General features: G+C 65.3%; 9 protein-coding genes. 4 read left to right on the top strand and 5 right to left on the bottom strand.

Features of this window, described 5'->3' with window-relative positions; all coding sequences use genetic code 11:
• Positions 1-35 precede the first annotated feature (35 nt).
• Positions 36-2,387 (top strand): heavy metal translocating P-type ATPase, encoded by a 2,352-nt coding sequence (locus tag HY019_RS14885; RefSeq protein WP_290693528.1) that lies wholly within the window; start codon positions 36-38, stop codon positions 2,385-2,387.
• Positions 2,388-2,463: 76 nt separating this feature from the next.
• Here the strand turns inward: HY019_RS14885 and HY019_RS14880 are convergent, their stop codons facing one another.
• Together HY019_RS14880 and HY019_RS14875 are read right to left on the bottom strand one after the other, a co-directional pair.
• A complete protein-coding gene (locus tag HY019_RS14880) occupies positions 2,464-4,797 on the bottom strand; it encodes a Tex family protein (RefSeq protein ID WP_290693525.1) in 2,334 nt (777 codons plus the stop codon).
• A gap of 90 nt (positions 4,798-4,887) precedes the next feature.
• Positions 4,888-6,720 (bottom strand): PAS domain-containing methyl-accepting chemotaxis protein, encoded by a 1,833-nt coding sequence (locus HY019_RS14875; RefSeq protein ID WP_290693522.1) that lies wholly within the window; start codon positions 6,718-6,720, stop codon positions 4,888-4,890.
• Between the two features lie 246 nt (positions 6,721-6,966).
• Between HY019_RS14875 and HY019_RS14870 the strand changes: the two genes are divergently transcribed.
• Complete coding sequence (locus HY019_RS14870) at positions 6,967-8,004, top strand: quinone-dependent dihydroorotate dehydrogenase (protein ID WP_290693519.1); 1,038 nt, start codon at positions 6,967-6,969, stop codon at positions 8,002-8,004.
• Here HY019_RS14870 and HY019_RS14865 read toward each other — a convergent pair.
• The 3 genes from HY019_RS14865 to HY019_RS14855 all read right to left on the bottom strand — a co-directional run bounded on the left by HY019_RS14865 (position 7,991) and on the right by HY019_RS14855 (position 16,085).
• The gene (locus HY019_RS14865; RefSeq protein WP_290693516.1) at positions 7,991-9,760 is read right to left on the bottom strand and encodes an HDOD domain-containing protein; all 1,770 of its coding nucleotides are present in this window, start codon (positions 9,758-9,760) and stop codon (positions 7,991-7,993) included. The genes HY019_RS14870 and HY019_RS14865 overlap by 14 nt on opposite strands.
• Positions 9,761-9,912: 152 nt before the next feature.
• Complete coding sequence (locus HY019_RS14860; protein WP_290693513.1) at positions 9,913-13,239, bottom strand: UvrD-helicase domain-containing protein; 3,327 nt, start codon at positions 13,237-13,239, stop codon at positions 9,913-9,915.
• Positions 13,236-16,085, bottom strand: a complete 2,850-nt coding sequence (locus tag HY019_RS14855) for a PD-(D/E)XK nuclease family protein (protein WP_290693510.1) — start codon at positions 16,083-16,085, stop codon at positions 13,236-13,238. Before HY019_RS14855 ends, HY019_RS14860 begins: the two co-directional genes overlap by 4 nt.
• Positions 16,086-16,242: 157 nt before the next feature.
• Here HY019_RS14855 and trxA point away from each other — a divergent pair, with 157 nt between their 5' ends.
• A complete protein-coding gene (gene trxA / locus HY019_RS14850; RefSeq protein WP_035034279.1) occupies positions 16,243-16,572 on the top strand; it encodes a thioredoxin TrxA in 330 nt (109 codons plus the stop codon).
• 285 nt (positions 16,573-16,857) lie between these two features.
• Positions 16,858-18,135, top strand: coding sequence for a transcription termination factor Rho (rho, locus tag HY019_RS14845; RefSeq protein WP_290693507.1), 1,278 nt, complete (start codon positions 16,858-16,860; stop codon positions 18,133-18,135).
• Positions 18,136-18,297 lie beyond the last annotated feature (162 nt).

Here is an 18,297-nt window from a genome sequence, read left to right as displayed (position 1 = left end):
GCTTTAGAGAAGAGGCTCGCGGCTGCGAGGGGCACATGCCAGAATCGGGTGTCAAGCAGGCCATCCAGGCCCTGAGCGCCCGTCACATGAGCAATTCGACCCGTCGCCCGATCAACATCCCCATCCGCGTTGTACCGGTGGTCCAGCACGAGCCTGATCACGAGGGCCACCAGCACAGTGACGATGCGTGCTGCGCCCATGATGACGATTGCTGTGCCCCTGGCGGCTTGTTGACCGCGCCTCAAGCTGCGCCCCAGCCAGCGCCGGACGGCACCAGCAAGGTCCGGTTTCGCATCGACAAGATGGACTGCCCGACCGAAGAGCGGCTCATCCGCAACCGGCTGGAGCCCATGACCGGCGTGGTGCGGCTGGACTTCAACCTGCTGGCGCGCGAGCTGACCGTCTTTCACCAACTGGAAAGCACGCTGGTGCTGGAAGCCGCCCTGACCGAACTGGACATGGCGCCGCGCCTGCTGGAAGCCGGCCAGCGCGCCGCCCCATTGCCTGAGGCCCTGCCCTTGCACGACAAGCTGCAGCTGGCTGCCGCGGGCCTGGCGGCACTGGGCGCAGAAGCCCTGCACTGGCAGATGGGTGAGGAGCAAACCTGGGGCGTGGCCTTGATGGCCGGCCTGGCCGTGGCCATGGCTGGTGGCCCCACCCTCAAGAAGGGCTGGATCGCGCTGCGGCACTTCACGCTCAACATCTACTTCCTGATGACCCTGGCCGTGACCGGCGCGGTGCTGATCGGCAACTGGTCCGAGGCGGCCATGGTGATCGTGCTGTTCGCCATCGCCGAAGCCATCGAGGCGGTGTCGCTGGAGCGGGCACGCAAGGCCGTGCAGTCTTTGAGCGCATTGGCACCAGACACGGCCATGGTGTGGCGCCAGGCGCAATGGCAAAGCAGCGAGGTAGCGCACATCGCCGAAGGCGACACCATCATGGTCCGCGCTGGCGAGCGCATCGCGCTGGATGCACGCGTGCTCAAAGGCCAGGCAGCAGTCAACCAGGCACCCATCACCGGCGAAAGCATGCCGGTGGACAAACAACCCGGTGACTCGGTGTACGCCGGCACCATCGTGTCAGACGGTGTCATCGAGGCTCAGGTCACGGCCACCGCCGGCCACAGCACGCTGGCCCGCATCGCGGCGGCCATTCAAGAAGCACAGGCTCAGCGCGCGCCCACGCAGCGTTTCGTGGACCAGTTCGCCCGCTATTACACGCCTGCCGTGGTCGTGCTGGCCCTGCTGGTCGCGCTGCTGGGGCCCTGGCTGATCGGGGGCAGCACCTCGCACTGGGTCTACCAGGCCCTGGTGCTGCTGGTCATTGCCTGCCCCTGCGCGCTGGTGGTGTCCACGCCGGTCACCGTGGTCAGCGGCCTGGCCCATGCGGCCCGCCAAGGCATCCTCATTAAAGGGGGTGTGCACCTGGAGCAAGGCCGCTTGATCAAGGCCGTGGCGCTGGACAAGACCGGCACCTTGACCAAAGGCCGCCCCGTCCTGACCGATGTGGTGCCGCTTCAGCGCGTCAATGCGCAGCATGCACTGCGCCTGGCCGCCAGCCTGGAGCAGCGCAGCAGCCACCCCATCGCACAGGCGCTGGTCGAGGCCTGGCGCGAGAGTGACCCGCATGGCGCCTTGTGGCCCGTCGAACAGTTTGATGTGCTGCCCGGGCTGGGCATCAAAGGGCGGCTTCAGGATCAGGAATGGCAACTGGGCAACCACCGCCTGGTGGAAGGCCTGGGCCTGTGCTCGCCCGAACTGGAGGCCAGGCTGGAGACGCTGGAGTTGCAAGGCAAGACTGCGTTCGTGCTGATGGACAGCCAAGGCCCGGTGGCCGTGCTGGCCATGGCTGACACTGCCCGCCCTGAAAGCCGCCAGGCCATAGACGCACTCAAGCAACTGGGCGTGCGCGCCGTGATGCTCACGGGTGACAACCAGGCCACGGCCCAGCACATCGCGCAACAGCTCGGCATTGAAGATGTCCGCGGCAACCTCTTGCCTGGCGACAAGCTCACCGCCATCGAGAAGCTGGTGGCAGAACACGGCGCCGTGGGCATGGTCGGTGACGGTGTCAACGATGCCCCTGCCCTCGCACGCGCCACAGTGGGCATCGCCATGGGGGCCGCAGGCACGGCCACCGCGCTTGAAACAGCCGACGTCGCCATCATGGACGACGACCCGATCAAGGTGGCCCAGTTCATCCGCCTGAGCCAGGCCACCAGCCGCGTGCTCAAGCAGAACATCGCGCTGGCACTGGGCATCAAGGCCGTGTTCCTGGCCTTGGCACTAGCCGGTCAGGCCACCTTGTGGATGGCAGTGTTTGCCGACATGGGGGCCAGCCTGCTGGTGGTGTTCAATGGGCTGAGGCTGTTGCGCGCCAGGGTCTGAACGGCAAAACGCCCGGCGATAACCGGGCGCTTTTTCAGGTTCGTTATGGCGATCGCTTCAAGCCTGCCGGCTCAGCTCATCGTTTGGGCTGCAATTTGGCAAAGGCCGCCGCCATGGCAGATTGCCCTTGAGGTTGAGGTGCGCCGCGCCCTGCCCCACCGCCACTGCTGCGCTCGTTGCGCGCAGCCGGCTTGAAGCTGTTGTCACGCGAGCCACCTGCCGCCTTCTGGCCCGTGGGGGCATCAAGCTTCATGGTCAGCGAGATGCGCTGGCGAGCCAGGTCCACCTCGATCACCTTGACCTTGACGATGTCGCCTGTCTTGACCACTTCGCGGGCATCGCTCACGAACTTGTTGGCCAGCTGGCTCACGTGCACAAGGCCGTCCTGGTGCACGCCCAGGTCCACAAAGGCGCCGAACTGCGCCACGTTGCTGACCGTGCCCTCCAGGACCATGCCCTCCTGGAGGTCCTTGATGTCTTCCACGCCGTCGTTGAAGCGGGCCACCTTGAAATCGGGGCGGGGGTCACGGCCGGGCTTTTCCAGCTCGCTGATGATGTCCTTGACCGTGATGACGCCGAACTTGTCATCGGCAAACAGCTCGGGCTTGAGCGTGCGCAGCACATCGCTTTTGCCGATCAACTCGCCCGCGCTCTTGCCCGTGGAGGCCAGCATCTTCTCGACCACGGGATAGGTCTCAGGGTGCACGCCCGAGATGTCCAGCGGGTTGTCGCCACCACGGATGCGCAGAAAGCCGGCCGACTGCTCGAAGGTCTTGGCACCCAGGCCGGCCACGTCCATCAGCTGCTTGCGGTTCTTGAAGGCGCCGTTGGCATCACGCCAGCGCACAATGCTGTTGGCCACGGCCGAGCTCAACCCCGACACGCGCGACAGCAGCGGCGCCGATGCCGTGTTCAAGTCCACACCCACCGAGTTCACGCAGTCTTCGACCACGGTGTCCAGGGTGCGCGCCAGCTCGCTCTGGTTGACATCGTGCTGGTACTGGCCCACGCCGATGCTCTTGGGGTCGATCTTGACCAGCTCGGCCAGCGGGTCCTGCAGGCGGCGGGCAATGGACACGGCACCACGCAGGCTCACATCCAGCTCAGGCAGTTCCTTGCTGGCGAACTCGGAGGCCGAATACACCGATGCGCCCGCTTCGGACACGACCACCTTTTCAATGGGCGTGCCGGGCGCCATCTGCTGAATGCGCTTGATCAGATCGGCCGCCAGCTTGTCGGTCTCCCGGCTGGCCGTGCCGTTGCCAATGGCGATCAGGTTGACGCCATGCGCCGCACACAAACGGCCCAGCGTGTGGATGGAGCCTTCCCAGTCCTTGCGCGGTTCATGCGGGTACACCGTGCTCGTGTCCAGCACCTTGCCGGTGTCACTGACCACGGCCACCTTCACGCCTGTGCGGATGCCGGGGTCCAGGCCCATCACCACGCGCTTGCCGGCCGGTGCGGCCAGCAACAGGTCGCGCAGGTTTTCCGCAAAGACCTTGATGGCGGTGGCTTCAGCCGATTCGCGCAAGCGGGTGAACAGGTCGCGCTCCAGGCTCAGCGAGAGCTTGACCTTCCACGTCCAGGCAATGCATTTGCGGATCAGGTCATCGGATGGGCGCTTGGCATGGCTCCAGCCCAGGTGGATGGCGATGCGGCCCTCGGCCATGGTCGGCTTGCCGGGCACCACTTCCTCGTCCAGCCCCAGCTTGGCGTCCAGGATCTCTTGCGTGCGGCCGCGGAACACGGCCAAGGCGCGGTGCGAGGGTACCGTGCGGATGGGCTCGTCGTAATCGAAGTAGTCGCGGAACTTGGCCACATCGGGGTTGTTCTCGTCCTTGCCGGCCATCAGCTTGGATTTGAACAGGCCTTCGGACCACAGCCAGTCGCGCATCTTGCCGATCAGGGTGGCGTCTTCAGCCCAGCGCTCGGAGAGGATGTCGCGCACACCGTCCAGCACGGCCAAAGCATCGGCAAAACCCCCATCGGCATTGATGAAGGCTGCAGCTTCGGCCTGCGGGTCCAGCGTCGGGTCGGCAAACAGCTTGTCGGCCAAGGGCTCCAGGCCGGCCTCGCGGGCGATCATGCCCTTGGTGCGCCGCTTTTGCTTGTAAGGCAGGTACAGGTCTTCCAGCTCCTGCTTGGTGGGCACGGTCTCGATGGCCGCACGCAACTCAGGTGTCAGCTTGCCTTGCTCGTCGATGCTCTTGAGCACGGCTGCGCGGCGGTCTTCCAGCTCACGCAGGTAGCCAAGGCGCGCTTCCAGGTCACGCAGTTGCGTGTCGTCCAGGCCGTCCGTGGCTTCTTTGCGGTAACGGGCGATGAAAGGCACCGTGGCACCACCGTCCAGCAGTTGAACAGCGGCATTGACTTGGGCGGGGCGAACTTTCAGCTCGGCCGCCAATTGCATCAGGATCTTGTCCAAAAGAAGGCCCTCTCAAACGAGACTCAGTGGTTGAGGGGGCGCAGTTTGCCATATGCCCACGCCGGGGCAGGCAACTCACAGTGAGAAGAAGGACACCGCCTGCTGCAACTCGATGGCCTGCCCGGAGAGCTCTTCCGACGTGGCGGCCAGCTCTTCCGAGGCCGCGGCGTTCTGCTGCGTGGCCTGGCTCAGTTGGGCCATCACCCGGTCAATCTGGCCGACAGACTGGTTCTGGTCCTGCGAGGCCACCGAGATTTCCTGCACCAGCCCGCTGGTTTTCTGGATGGACGGCACGATTTCATCGAGCAACTTGCCCGCGCGCTCCGCCGTCGACACACTGGTGGAGGCCAGGTCGCCAATTTCCCTGGCAGCCTCCTGGCTGCGCTCGGCCAGCTTGCGCACCTCGGCCGCCACCACCGCAAAGCCCTTGCCGTGCTCGCCGGCACGGGCGGCTTCAATCGCGGCGTTCAGCGCCAGCAGATTGGTCTGGTAGGCAATGTCATCGATGATGCCGATCTTCTGCGCAATCTGCTTCATGGCCTGAACGGTCTTGCCCACGGCCTGGCCGCCGTCAACGGCTTCCTTGCTGGCCTTGGCGGCAATGCCGTCGGTGATCGTGGCGTTGTCCCGGTTCTGGGCAATCGAGCTCGCCATGGAGCCGATGGAGGACGACACCGCATCCACCGACGTCGCCTGCTCGCTGGCCGAGATCGACAAGGACTGCGCGGTGCTGCTAACCTGGTTGGCGGCGCTCGTCAAGGCCAGCGAGGCCGCGTGGACCTGGCTGAGGACACCTGAGAGCTTGTCGCAACTGGCATTGGCGTCCTGCTTGACCTGGTTGAAGACACCCTGGGCTTCGCGCGTGATGCGCTGGCGCAGGTCACCGGCAGCCAAGCCGCTGAAGATGCGGCCAATGTCGAAGAAGATTTCGGCATTCGTTTCCATCAAGGCGTTGACGCCTGCGCACAGGGCCGCAATCGGCCCGGTCTTGCCGTCCAGCGAGATGCGCTTGGACAGGTCGCCGTTCTGGGCGGCGGCTGTCACCTGCTGGGCTTGTTCCACGGCCTCGCGCAGCATGTTGCTGGCCTTGACCTCTGCCGTCACGTCGGTGGCGTACTTGACGATCTTGAAGGGCTTGCCGTTCATGTCCATGATCGGGTTGTAGGACGCCTGTATCCAGATTTCCTTGCGGTTCTTGCCATACCGCTTGTATTGCCCGGCGTCGTACTCGCCCTGGCCCAGCTTTTCCCAGAAGCGCTTGTAATCCGGGCTGTCCCGGTAAGCGGGGTCCACGAACATCGCGTGATGCTGAGCTTTGATCTCGGCCAGCGTGTAGCCCATCACCGAAAGAAAGTTGTCGTTGGCCCACTGCACGCGGCCATCCAGGCCAAACTCGATGATGGCCTGCGCCTTGCTGATGGCGGCAAGCTGGCCTTCGAAATCGGCATTACGCAGCTTCTGTGCGGTGATGTCGGTGGCGTACTTCACCACTTTGACGGGCCGCCCGTTGGGGCCGATGATGGGGCTGTAGGAGGCCTGGATCCAGACTTCCTTCCCGCCCTTGCCAACGCGTTTGTATTCGCCTGCGTCGTACTCGCCGTTGTTGAGCTTGGCCCAGAACTGGCGGTATGCCGAGGTATCCGCGTACCCCGGCGCAGCAAACATGCTGTGATGGCGTCCCTGGATTTCGTCCAGGCGGTAGCCCATTACTTTGCAGAAATTGTCGTTGGCCGTCAGCACCGTGCCGTCGAGGTTGAACTCGATCACGGCCTGAGCGCGGCTGATCGCGGCAATCTGGGCGGCGTGGTCATTGGCGACCTCACGTTGCGCTTGCAGCGCATCCAGATCGGCACCGGGCCTGAAGAAGGTTTGCAACCAGCGAGGGCGAGCAGTTTGAAGGGCAGTCATGAACGGACTCCAAGGGGTAGCGTGATCAAAATCAACCCTGCACAAGCAAACTTCGCTGACAGACACGGGGCTTTTGCGGTAACAGGCAGGTTAGCCAATCGCTTTGAGGCCAAGCAGTGAAATAGCCCCGGAAACAGCCCCCTGTCCGGATGACACCGCGGACGCTGCCGCCCGCCACCGGAAAAACCGCAGGCAGATCGGGGACAATATGCGCCTCAACCGTTCACCCGATCACCTCTGCCACCCATGGCCCTGCTTCCCTACTCCCTGCCGAAATCCGTGTTGTTCAACCTGGACCCGGAGGCCGCGCACGACCTGACCATGGCCGGCCTGGCGCGCTTGCAGAACACGCCACTGGCCTGCCTGTGGGGAGCCGACCGCGTACAGGACCCGGTTGAAGTGGCAGGCATCACCTTCCCCAACCGCATCGGCATGGCCGCCGGCCTGGACAAGAATGGCCGCGTGATCGATGGCCTGGGCGCCATGGGCTTCGGCTTTGTGGAAGTGGGCACCGTGACGCCGAAGGCGCAGCCTGGCAACCCCAAGCCCCGCATGTTCCGCCTGCCTGAGGCCAATGCCCTGATCAACCGCCTGGGCTTCAACAACGAAGGCCTCGACAGCTTCCTGGCCAATGTCAAGCGCGCGCAGTTCCGCAGCAAAGGCGGCATCCTGGGCCTGAACATCGGCAAGAACGCCCTCACGCCGATTGAGAACGCGGTGGACGACTACCTGATCTGCCTGGAGGGCGTCTACCCGCACGCCGACTACGTCACGGTCAACATCTCGTCGCCCAACACCAAGAACCTGCGCGCCCTGCAAAGCGACGAAGCGCTGGACGCGCTGCTGGGCCAGTTGCAAGCGCGCCGCCAGGACCTGGTCAAGCGCCACGGCCGCACCGTGCCCATGTTCGTGAAGATCGCCCCCGATCTGGACGAAACGCAAGTGGGCGTGATTGCCGCCACGCTGCAGAAGAACGGCATCGACGGCGTGATCGCCACCAACACCACGATCTCGCGCGAGGCCGTCAAGGGCTTGAAGCACGCCGAAGAAACCGGTGGTTTGAGTGGTGCACCGGTGCTGGAAGCCAGCAACCAGGTGATCCGTCAGTTGCGTGCGGCCCTGGGCCCGCGCTACCCCATCATCGGTGTGGGCGGCGTGATGAGCGCGGCCGATGCCCGCTCCAAACGCGATGCAGGCGCCGATCTGGTCCAGATCTACACCGGCCTGATCTACAAGGGCCCCGCACTCGTCAAGGAATGCGCCCAGGCGCTCAAGCGGGGCTGACCACCTTCGCGGCCTTGGAGGCCGGCCCGTCCACCAGACGCATGGCGTGTTCCAGCGTGAGGTTGCACTCCTTGGCCGTCAGGCCCAGTGCGCGGGCATACCGAAGATAGACCTGGTGCAGGGACTGGGCCGATTTCTGCGGCTCCAGTGACAAGGTCTGGATCATTTCATTGGCCAGGCTGGCCACCACGCGCAAGGTGTCTTCCGGCGTTGTGGGCGTGCGCACCGGCGTGCTGCGGCTCAGCGGCCTGCAGGCATGCAGCAAACGCTCGTGCATGCCCCAGTGCTTCAGCACCGAAATGGACAGGTCATCCAGGTTCACACCCAGCACGGCGCCTGCAGCGGCATCCATGCTCATGCCCGGTGTGGGCGTGGTGCTATCTTCTTCCGCAGGTGGGCCAGGCTGCATCAGCCGCTTGATCTGCGCCGCCTCGTCTGGGAAGTGATAAAGGACCAGCAGCCACCCCAGACGCTGGGACATGGCCGTGATGGACGCCTCTTCGTCGCTGATGGAAAAAGGTGCCATCAAGCGGGCGATGTGCCCGGCCAGGCAGGTCAGGCGCAACTCCTTGTCCAGGTCGGCAATGGCCTGCTGCCCATCCTCGCCGGACAGGCTCGTTTGCGCACCCATTGCCCCTGGCCAGGCGCGCACGCCACCGGCGACTTTGCGCAAGCCTTGCTGCCCCAGCAACATGACGGCGCGCGACAGGGTCGTCACGCCGTCGTCCACCGTCTGGGAGCGGTAAGAGGCCACGTTGACCGACCGCAGCATCTCCCAGCACAAGGCGGGGTTCTTGACGATGATGTCGACGAAGTCATCCACACGCAGCGTCTCTTGCGACAAGGTCGCGATCAAGGCACGCTCGGTATGGGGGCGGCCAGGCAAGGTGCCCACCGCATTGAGTCGATCCAGCAGCAAGGCCAGCGGGCCGCCAGTGTCCTCGGCGTTGGTCTTGACCCAGCCCTGCAAGGCACTGAGCAGCGTGCGGGCGTTCAGGTAACGCTGGCGATGTTGCCGGTCGGTGGCCCGGTTGACGATCGCCCGCAAGGTCTCGGGCACCGGGTGCGGCGTCGTCCAGGGCAAACGCACGATCTCGGTGCCGATCCGGCTGGCCGCGTGGCCCAGATCGGGGTCATCCAGCGCTGGGCTGTTGACCAGCAAGCGGTACATGAGCAAACCAACCATGAGGACATCGCGCTCGGCTGCTAGACGCATCTGCTGACGTCCATAAGGTGGCCTGACCAGCTCACCTTGCGCCAGCGGCGCCAGGCCGCAACTCAAGCCCGCCACACGGGCATGCCCGGCCTTGTCGACCAGCAGGTTGTGCAAAGCCAGATCCTGGTGCGCCACACCAGCTTCGTGGGCATAGGCCAGCCCCTCGAGGATGTCGCACACCATGGTCACCACCTCAAGTGGCACGGGAGGTGCCCCCGAAGACAGGCGCTCGACCAGCGTCACGCTCTGCCCGCGTGCATAGCTCACAAAGGGCCAGCCGTCGTGGGAAGAGACTTCCAGCACATCCACCAGCTGCGGGTGCTTGAGCCGGGCGCCTGACAGCACTTCCTGCATCCAGGCATCCCGCTCGGCATCGTTCTGCGGTTGTGCGCGCGGCACACACAGCAAGACCTCTTGCTGCAGACGCGGGTCGACCGCCAGCCAGGTGCCCGAGGCATGGCTGCGCCCGAGCAACTGCCGCAGCTCGAATCGCCCGAAGTACCGGGGCGCCGTGGTCGTAGGAGGCAAGACAGCGGGCATCGTGGTGTGCAGGACTGTGGATCTCCGGGGATGAATGTATCCCCATGTAAACACTTTGATTGCACTACAGGCCGGGCATCTGCAAAACCCCGTCTAGGGAGGTAATCGCGGTGCTTTTTCACAAAGACCGCGCCCGCCAGCGTGTTGGCCCCTCAGGCCAGGGGCACCCACTCGCCCGCTCCTGTGATGAACGCGGCCCGCACAGGCTCCGGGGCCTGCAGGGCGGCGACGGCCGCCACGTAGCGCGCCATCTGGGCCCGGTAGGCCTCCAGGGCCTGCGGCCGGTGCTGCAGCTTGTAGTCCAGCACCCACCATTGCCTGCCACCGTCCGTGTCAACGGCCACCAGCCTGTCTATGCGCAGCACCTGACCCTGGTCATGCAAGGCCACCTCGTTGCCTGCCCAGGCCAGCTTGGCCGGGTCCAGCCAGGGTTGCAGCGCCGGTGCCGTCAAGATCGTGTTGACCAGGTGCCGGGCGGCGCCATGGTGTTCGGCTTCCAGCAGCAAGGCCTTGCCCGCGGCCACCACGGCACGTTCGATGCGCTCCGGGGTGCGCTGGCCCACCGGCAAGGGCGTGAGCCACTCCAGCACCCGGTGCACCACCTGCCCCAGCAACTGCTGGGTGCTGCTCTTTTCTGCCAGCGCCGGCTGGGCCTGGCCTGCCCCCGCCCGCGCAGGCACCACAGGCAAGGTTGACCAGGACACGGGTTCGTCGGCCGCCGCGCCACCATCCTCGGGCGCTGCTTCAGGCAGGGTCACGTGCCAGACCTGTTCCGGATCGATGGCCCCACTGCTGGCCAGCCGCTGCCACCAGCTGTCCGAAGCCTGACCTCTGGGCTGCGTGCGGCTGAACACCAGTTGCTCCCGGGCCCGCGTGAGCGCCACATACAAGGCATTCAACTCCTCACGCTGGTCGGCCTCGCGGTCTTCATCCAGGCTGGCGGCCAGGCTGGGCGGCGGGCTGCTCTGCGAGCGGATGAAGGCGCAAAACCGGGGCCGCTCGTCACTCTCGGGCCAATCCACCATCAAGGCATAGCTGTCCTTGCGGGCGGGCTCCGGGTCGGTGTCCACCATGAAGACCACCTTGGCCTCCAGGCCCTTGGCACCGTGGATGGTCAGCAACTGCACGGCATCGGCCTGCGAGCGTGGCGGCAGGTTCAAGGGCAGGCGCTTGAGCGCACGCACCCAGCGGTAAGGCGTGGCATCGCGGCCCGCGTCCATCTCCAGGCTTTGCGACAACAACGCGTCCACATGGAACAGCGCCTGCACACGGCGGCTGGCGGGCACACAGGCCAGCAAGCGCGCGCGGTAGTCGCCATCCGTCACGATGCGCTCCAGCAGGTCATGCGGGGGGGCCACACGCGCCAGCGCGGCCCAGGCCTGCAGCAAGGCCGCCGCCCGCACCAGGGTGGGTGGGCTGTCAGCCTGCGCGGCCATCCGCAGCAAGCTGTCCCACCACGAGGTTTTCACGCGTGCCTGCTTCACGACAGAGGCCAGTTGCAGCAACTCCCCGTCAGTGACGCCAAACAGCGGGCACTTCAAGGCATGGGCCAGTGCCAGGTCATGGTGCGGCGACACCAGCACATCCAGCACGGCCACCAGGTCCCGCACCTCGGGCGTGTCGATCAACCGCGTGTCCTCGGGCGCGATGTGCGGCACGCCATGCTCGTCCAGCGCCTGCGCCACCATGGCCAGCGTGGCCCGCTTGCGGCCCAGCACGTAGATGTCCGATGGCGCCAGGCCCTCTTGCCGCACCATCGCCGTGATCGCCTGCGCCACCTGCTCGGCTTCGATCTCCTTGATCGTCGTGTGAGCCTGCTCGCGCGGCGTCAGCAGGCTGTCGCGCCAGGCCTCATCGGGCTCGGCCTTCTCAGCCGTTGTGCGCATGACCGAGGGCAGGACCCGGATGCTGGCACCGTCTTCCGACGCCGTGGTGTGCGCCCGAAAGCCCGGAAAGCGGCCTTGCGCACAAGCCTGCCCCATGACCAGGTTGAGCGCATCGATGATGCCTGGCGCATTGCGCCGCGTGTGGTCGCAGGCCAGCAGATCACCGTCCAGCGCCTCCAGCACAAAGGTCTTGGCGGCACTGAAGACGCGAGGGTCGGCACGGCGGAAGCGGTAGATGCTTTGCTTGGGGTCGCCCACCAGGAAGACGCTGATGGGCTGCCGCCCGCTTTGCCCACCGCCCGCACCGGCATAGGCCGACAGCCAGGACTTCAGGGTCTGCCATTGCAGCGGGCTGGTGTCCTGGAACTCGTCCATCAGCAACTGCCTGACCTGGCTGTCCAGCCGCTCCTGGATCCAGCCCGACAAGATGGGATCACCCAGGAGCCTGGCGGCTGCCAACTCCAGGTCCACCATGTCGGCCAGGCCACGCTCGGATTTGAAACGCGCGTACTCGTCAAACAGCAAGCGCGACAAGCCCACCATGTGTTCGTGCAACACATGCGCCTCTTGCTGCACCATGGCCTGCTGCAAATCCATCAGCCAGGACTGGGCCCACGCCAGATCGGCCATGTCCCCCAGTTGCTTGCGCGGCTCACCCTTGTCGGTCAACAGCGCCTTGAACAAGGCCTGCGCCCGAGACTGCACATCAGCCAGGCCCAGGGCCTGTTCAATGGCCACACCGGCCTTCTGCGCCTTGGCGCCCTTGGCGGTGGCCAATTGCCGCGCCAGGGACCAGAGTTGATCCTGCACACTCTGGCGTGCCAGTGCCTCGCACGGGTGGGCCAGCCCGGACCACTGCGCCGACCAGTCTGCCGCGCAGGCCACACCACCGGCCAGGCGCCCGGCCTGATCGGCCAGTGTCAGCTCCAGTCGGTTGTTCAGCGCCGTGTGCAGCCAGGCCTCGGCATTGAAGCGGCCGACCTCACGCACGATGGCCATGAAGGCCAGGTAGTCAGGCCCCGCCTCATCACCGTTCTTGCGGGATGGCGCCTGTGCATCAAGGCGGCGCAGCATGCGCCCCCACACCTCGGGCCAATGCTCGCTTGTGTCTTCGACCAGGTTGAGCTCAGGCGGCAGGTTCAGCTCGTTGAGGATGTCCAGCGGTGCCGCCTTCACCAGCCGCGAGAACCACCCGTGGATGGTATGAATGTCAACGCCCCGCCCTTCGTCCAGCCAGCGCGCATACAGTTGCTGCAACCGGGGCGCCATCTCGGCGATCTTGTCAGGCGCCACGCCACGGATGCGCAGCTCCAACTCGCGCTGCGCATCACTGGCTTGCGCAAAGTCACGCAACCAACCGTGCAAACGCTCGCGCATCTCGCCGGCTGCCTTCTTCGTGAAGGTGATGGCCAGGATCTGATTGGGCGGCACGCCATCGAGCAGGGCCCGCAAGATACGCGACACCAGCATCCAGGTCTTGCCCGCGCCCGCGCAGGCCTCCACCACCACGCTGCGGTGAGGATCACAAGCCACCTGGTAGAACAGGTCGCTGGGCACGATCTCGCCGTTGACTTCGTATGCGGCCTGGCTCATGCCGACACCTCCTGCAGGGTCCAATGGTCCTTGCGGCACAAGCCGCGAGCCTGGCAATACGTGCACGCACTGCCTTCACCCAGCGCTGGCATCGCGGCGCCAGCATGCAGGCGCGTCCAGTCCCGGGCCAGCCCTTCCAGCAGCACCTGTGCACTGCGCTCGACATCGGGGTGATGCAGCTGCTTCACATCCTGCACATCCAGGTGCAGATAGGCTGCAGAGACCGCCCATTGCGGGTCCGACAAAGCCGCATAGAAAGCCAGTTGCGTATCCTCCAGCGGCGCGGCCACCTTGCGTTTGAGCCCTTCCAGGCTGCCCGTCTTGTAATCGAGCACCAGATGCTGCTTGCCGCCATCGTGATGCCGTGCATCAATGCGGTCGATCTGCCCATAGAGCCTGACCGACAGCTCATCGCTGACCTGCAGTTCACGCTGCTCGATGCGCTCGGCATCCTGCAGGGCCCAGCCGCCTTCCTCGTGGCCCCGCAGCCACTTCACGTAGGCGCGAGCCAACCGATCCAGATCAGCCTGGAAAGGCAGGAAATACGGGCGCTGGCTGTCCCGGTCCAGCCCCGTTTCCTTGATCACGCGCTGCGCGGCATCCAGCCAGGCCTGCACGTCTTCGGCCTCGGTGCTGATGGCCAACTGGCCTTGCCGTTGATCGTGGAAGCTGCGCAGCACCTCATGCAGCCAGATGCCGAAGTCGGAACGGTCCAGGCCTTCTTCCAGCTCATCTTGCTCACGCAGGCCCAGCACGCTGGTGGCAAAGAAGCGATAAGGGCACTGCCGCAAAGCCTCGTAAGACGTGGCCGTGACTTGCGCAGGCAAGGCCCAGAGGGCCTCGCGCAGGCTGGGCAAAGGCGGCGGAACCGGGCTGGGCTTGACCGATACCGGCAAGCGCACGTCCAGCGCCTGCCCTATGGCCACACCAGCCTGGGCCGACCAACGCTCCAGCCAGGCGCTGGGCTCCAAAGGCTCGCTGCCTTGCGCATGACGGTGCAGGCAGATCACACCCGGGCGGCTCATCAGCAGGCTGAAGGCATCCCACTGCGCGGCGCGCTGGCTTGCCGGCGTGGCCAGGTCCAGTGCTTCACGCAACTTGGTGCTCATCCAGCCCGACTGGCTGCCCATCGCGCCCAACTGGCGCTCATCGGCACCCGGCAGCACGATGGCGTGAAAGGGGCGCAGGGCCGCACGCGCCATCGGTGTGATCACCACATCGGCCGCTTGCTCCGGCGCAGCCGGGCGAAACGTGGTGGCCTCCAGCACGGTCCCCACCCAACGCAGAAACGCCGGGCCGTCCAGCCGCGTCTGGCTGGACAAGCCCGCCCACATGCCCCCGCCTGGCTCGGCGGCATCCAGGGTCTCGAAGCGCAAGGACTGCAAAGCCAGCTCGCCCGCTGCATCAGCCATCAAGGCCTGCAAGGCACCCGCTCGCGCCAGCGCCGTCTGCAAGCCTTGCAACCAGTCGCGCAAGGAGGGCCGCTTGCCCGACCACAGCACCTGCAAAGGCTCGACCACCTGCACCGCCCAATGCCACAAGCACGCGGCTGGGCCGGGCATGGCCTGGCGCCCACTTGGCACCAGTTGGGCGGGCAGCGCGTCGTCCACCTGCTCGCTGGGCACCTTGGCCGCCACCTGCAGCCCCCAGGCACCCAACATGCCATGACGGCGGCACCAGCCCTCCAGGTCGCCGGTCGCCTGGTCCAGGTTCACGCCGTCGGGGCGCGCATGCGCACCACCGTCCTGTGGCCAATCCAGCCAGCCCGACTTCAGCCAGTCCAGCAAGTCATCGGTCGACGCACGTGGGTGCGAGGCCTGCAGCAGGCGCGTCAGCACGGCAGCCGCCCGCGTGGTGGACAAGAGCCAACCCGTTTCATCGGCGATCAGGGCGCCAGCGCCTTCCAGCATGGCCCGCACGCGCCGGATCAGGCTGCGGTCCAGCGCGATCAAGGCCACAGGTGCCTCGGCCCCCTGTGTGCGCCCGTCGTTGACCGCAGCCAGCACCTGAGCCGCAGCCTCCTGGGCCTCGTCTTCTGGATTGCCACATGGCCGGGCAAGTGGGGCACGCTCACGCGGCAGGCCCGGCGTCAAAGCGCCCCCCGAGGCCGAACGCCACAACACGGGCACGCCCTGCTCGGCCAGATGGCTCATCACACCCAGCGTGAGGTGGATCTCCGTGCCCGGAGACACCGCCTCACCCGCCGTCACCACCACCAGGGCAGAAGGCCGCAAGCCGAACAGGGGGTCACCGGGCAGGCCGGCCACGGCGGTTGCGCCCGCCCACTCCAGCGCCCAGGCCAGCAGCAAACGCTCCCGCCCACCCGGGCCCTGCGGCACCCCGACACCCAGCACTTCCCGGGCATGGTCCAGGTAGGCCGGGCGCTGCGCCGGCGCCATGGACTGCATGCGTCTGACCCAGGTCTGCGCAGCCTCCACCACCTGGTCCAACGCAAACTCGAAGCCACGCCGATCCCGCTGCGCCCACTGCTTGCCCCAGGCCTCGCTGCCCAGGCTGCGCGCCGCCTGCAAGCGATCGAGCACCGCATCCAGGGTGACCGGCGGCAAACCCGCCTCGCTTTGCATCGGCTCAGGCGCCCAGGACCAGGCCAGGCTCTCGGACACGGCGGCAATGGTGTCGATCCTCGGCACCCATCCACCCACGGCCGCTGCCCACGCCTGGCGGGCCTGCGACAACACCGCCCCCACGGGCAGCACGATCAGCGCGTCGCGCACGTCGGCCTGCTGCGCTTTGAGCCACGCGGACGTCTCGGCGGCCCAGTCCTGCCAGCACGTCTGGGCGCTCGACTGCGGCGCCCAAAACCAGGGGCTGGGCTGGATCGTCATGCTGCGGGTGTCAAAGAATCTGGCTATCGCGGTCATTGAAGAAGGTCTCTTGGAATGCGACCGATCGATCACATCTTCTGTGTCAGAATCTTCGCACTCCTGCTGGGAAAACACCTATGGGTGCCGCCATCGCGCCAGCAAACTGAAGGATAGTTAAATGAGCAGCGACCTGATCAAACACATTTCCGACGCCTCTTTCGATGCCGACGTCCTGCAATCTGCCCAGCCCGTGCTGGTGGATTATTGGGCCGAATGGTGCGGCCCCTGCAAGATGATCGCCCCGATTCTGGACGAAGTCGCCACGAGCTACTCGGGTCGCCTGAATGTGGCCAAGATGAACGTCGACCAGAACCGTGAAGTGCCTGCCAAGTTCGGCATCCGTGGCATCCCCACGCTGATGATCTTCAAGGGCGGCCAACTGGCTGCCACCAAGGTCGGCGCGCTCTCGAAGGCTCAATTGACGGCCTTCATCGACGGCAACCTGTGATTTTTCTCTTTATTTCGTCCCTATAATGCGTCCACCGGCTGATAGACTTCAGCCGGTGTTCGTCGGGCCAGTCTGATACTCAGACGGCCGGTGCAGAGAAGCAACAGCCTGATCGCAGTCTGGCGATATTCTCTAAAACGCACCACGACAAACCTTCGGCCTGGTTTCAGTTGTTTCCCGGCCATTTGTCTGCCCACCCCATCCACCCACGATTTGTCCACCTGCTTGGCGTAGCGTCACCGTTGACGACTCACTGACAGCCGGTTTCGTTCAGGGTCTCAATCCATGCATCTTTCAGAACTGAAGGCACTGCACATCTCCAAATTGGTGGAGATGGCAGAGGGTCTCGAAATCGAGAACGTCTCTCGCATGCGCAAGCAGGAGTTGATGTTCGCCATCATGAAGAAGCGTGCCAAGGCCGGCGAACAGGTCTTCGGCGATGGCGTGCTCGAAGTGCTGCCTGACGGCTTCGGCTTCCTGCGCTCGCTGGACACCAGCTTCCTGGCCAGCACCGACGACATCTACCTGTCGCCCAGCCAGGTCCGCCGCTTCAACCTGCACACCGGCGACATGATCGAAGGCGAAGTGCGCGTCCCCAAGGATGGTGAACGTTACTTCGCCCTCGTGAAGGTGGACACGGTCAACGGCTTGTCACCCGAGGTGAACAAGAACAAGTTGATGTTCGAAAACCTCACGCCGCTGTTCCCCGACGAGCAGTTCAAGCTTGAGCGCGAGACGGCTGCCACCGGCTCCAAGGCCGATGACAACGTCACCAGCCGCATCATCGACCTGATCGCCCCCATCGGCAAAGGCCAGCGCGCCTTGCTGGTCGCCCCTCCCAAGAGCGGCAAGACGGTGATGATGAAGAACCTGGCCCACGCCCTGGTCGCCAACCACCCCGAAGTGCATCTGATCATGCTGCTGGTGGACGAGCGCCCCGAGGAAGTAACCGAAATGCAGCGCACCGTGCGCGGCGAAGTCATCAGCTCCACCTTCGACGAGCCGGCCCAGCGCCACGTGCAGGTTGCCGAAATGGTGATCGAGCGCGCCAAGCGCCTGGTTGAACTCAAGATGGATGTCGTGATCCTGCTGGACTCGATCACCCGTCTGGCCCGCGCCTACAACAACGTCCTGCCTTCATCGGGCAAGGTGCTGTCTGGTGGTGTGGACTCCAACGCCCTGCAACGCCCCAAGCGCTTCTTCGGCGCGGCCCGCAACATCGAAGAAGGCGGCTCGCTGACCATCATCGGCACCGCCCTGATCGACACCGGCAGCCGCATGGACGAAGTGATCTACGAAGAATTCAAGGGCACCGGCAACTGCGAAATCCACCTGGATCGCCGCATGGCCGAAAAGCGCGTGTACCCGTCCATCCTGATCAACAAGTCCGGCACCCGCCGCGAAGAGTTGCTCCTGAAGGCCGAAATCCTGCAAAAGAGCTGGATCTTGCGCAAATTGCTCTACCCGATGGACGAAATCGAGGCGATGGAGTTCGTTCTGGACAAAATGCGCTCGACGAAGAACAACCACGATTTCTTCGACATGATGCGTAGAGGGGGCTAACCCCCTACGCGCTGCGCGCGCCCCCTTTGAAAGGGGGCACCACTGGCGGACCGGCGAAGCCGGCTCCGCGGTGGTCGCTGGAGGAGGCCAAGTTTCTTCACCAGTTTTTCGCCAACCCCGGGTTCTCATGCTAGAATTTCGGGTTTTCCGGCTGTCGGAAAG

This window comes from Aquabacterium sp., from assembly GCF_016195855.1.
In the GTDB taxonomy this organism is placed as follows: domain Bacteria; phylum Pseudomonadota; class Gammaproteobacteria; order Burkholderiales; family Burkholderiaceae_C; genus Aquabacterium.
The sequence above is the reverse complement of the archived record's forward strand: the minus strand, read 5'-3'. Positions and strand labels throughout refer to the sequence as shown.

Excerpts from the sequence above, each read along its gene's own strand:
- HY019_RS14865 (WP_290693516.1), bottom strand. The coding sequence starts at position 9,760 with ATGCCCGCTGTCTTGCCTCCTACGACCACGGCGCCCCGGTACTTCGGG.
- rho (WP_290693507.1), top strand. The coding sequence starts at position 16,858 with ATGCATCTTTCAGAACTGAAGGCACTGCACATCTCCAAATTGGTGGAG.
- HY019_RS14860 (WP_290693513.1), bottom strand. The coding sequence starts at position 13,239 with ATGAGCCAGGCCGCATACGAAGTCAACGGCGAGATCGTGCCCAGCGAC.
- trxA (WP_035034279.1), top strand. The coding sequence starts at position 16,243 with ATGAGCAGCGACCTGATCAAACACATTTCCGACGCCTCTTTCGATGCC.
- HY019_RS14885 (WP_290693528.1), top strand. The coding sequence starts at position 36 with ATGCCAGAATCGGGTGTCAAGCAGGCCATCCAGGCCCTGAGCGCCCGT.
- HY019_RS14880 (WP_290693525.1), bottom strand. The coding sequence starts at position 4,797 with ATGCAATTGGCGGCCGAGCTGAAAGTTCGCCCCGCCCAAGTCAATGCC.
- HY019_RS14875 (WP_290693522.1), bottom strand. The coding sequence starts at position 6,720 with ATGACTGCCCTTCAAACTGCTCGCCCTCGCTGGTTGCAAACCTTCTTC.
- HY019_RS14870 (WP_290693519.1), top strand. The coding sequence starts at position 6,967 with ATGGCCCTGCTTCCCTACTCCCTGCCGAAATCCGTGTTGTTCAACCTG.
- HY019_RS14855 (WP_290693510.1), bottom strand. The coding sequence starts at position 16,085 with ATGACGATCCAGCCCAGCCCCTGGTTTTGGGCGCCGCAGTCGAGCGCC.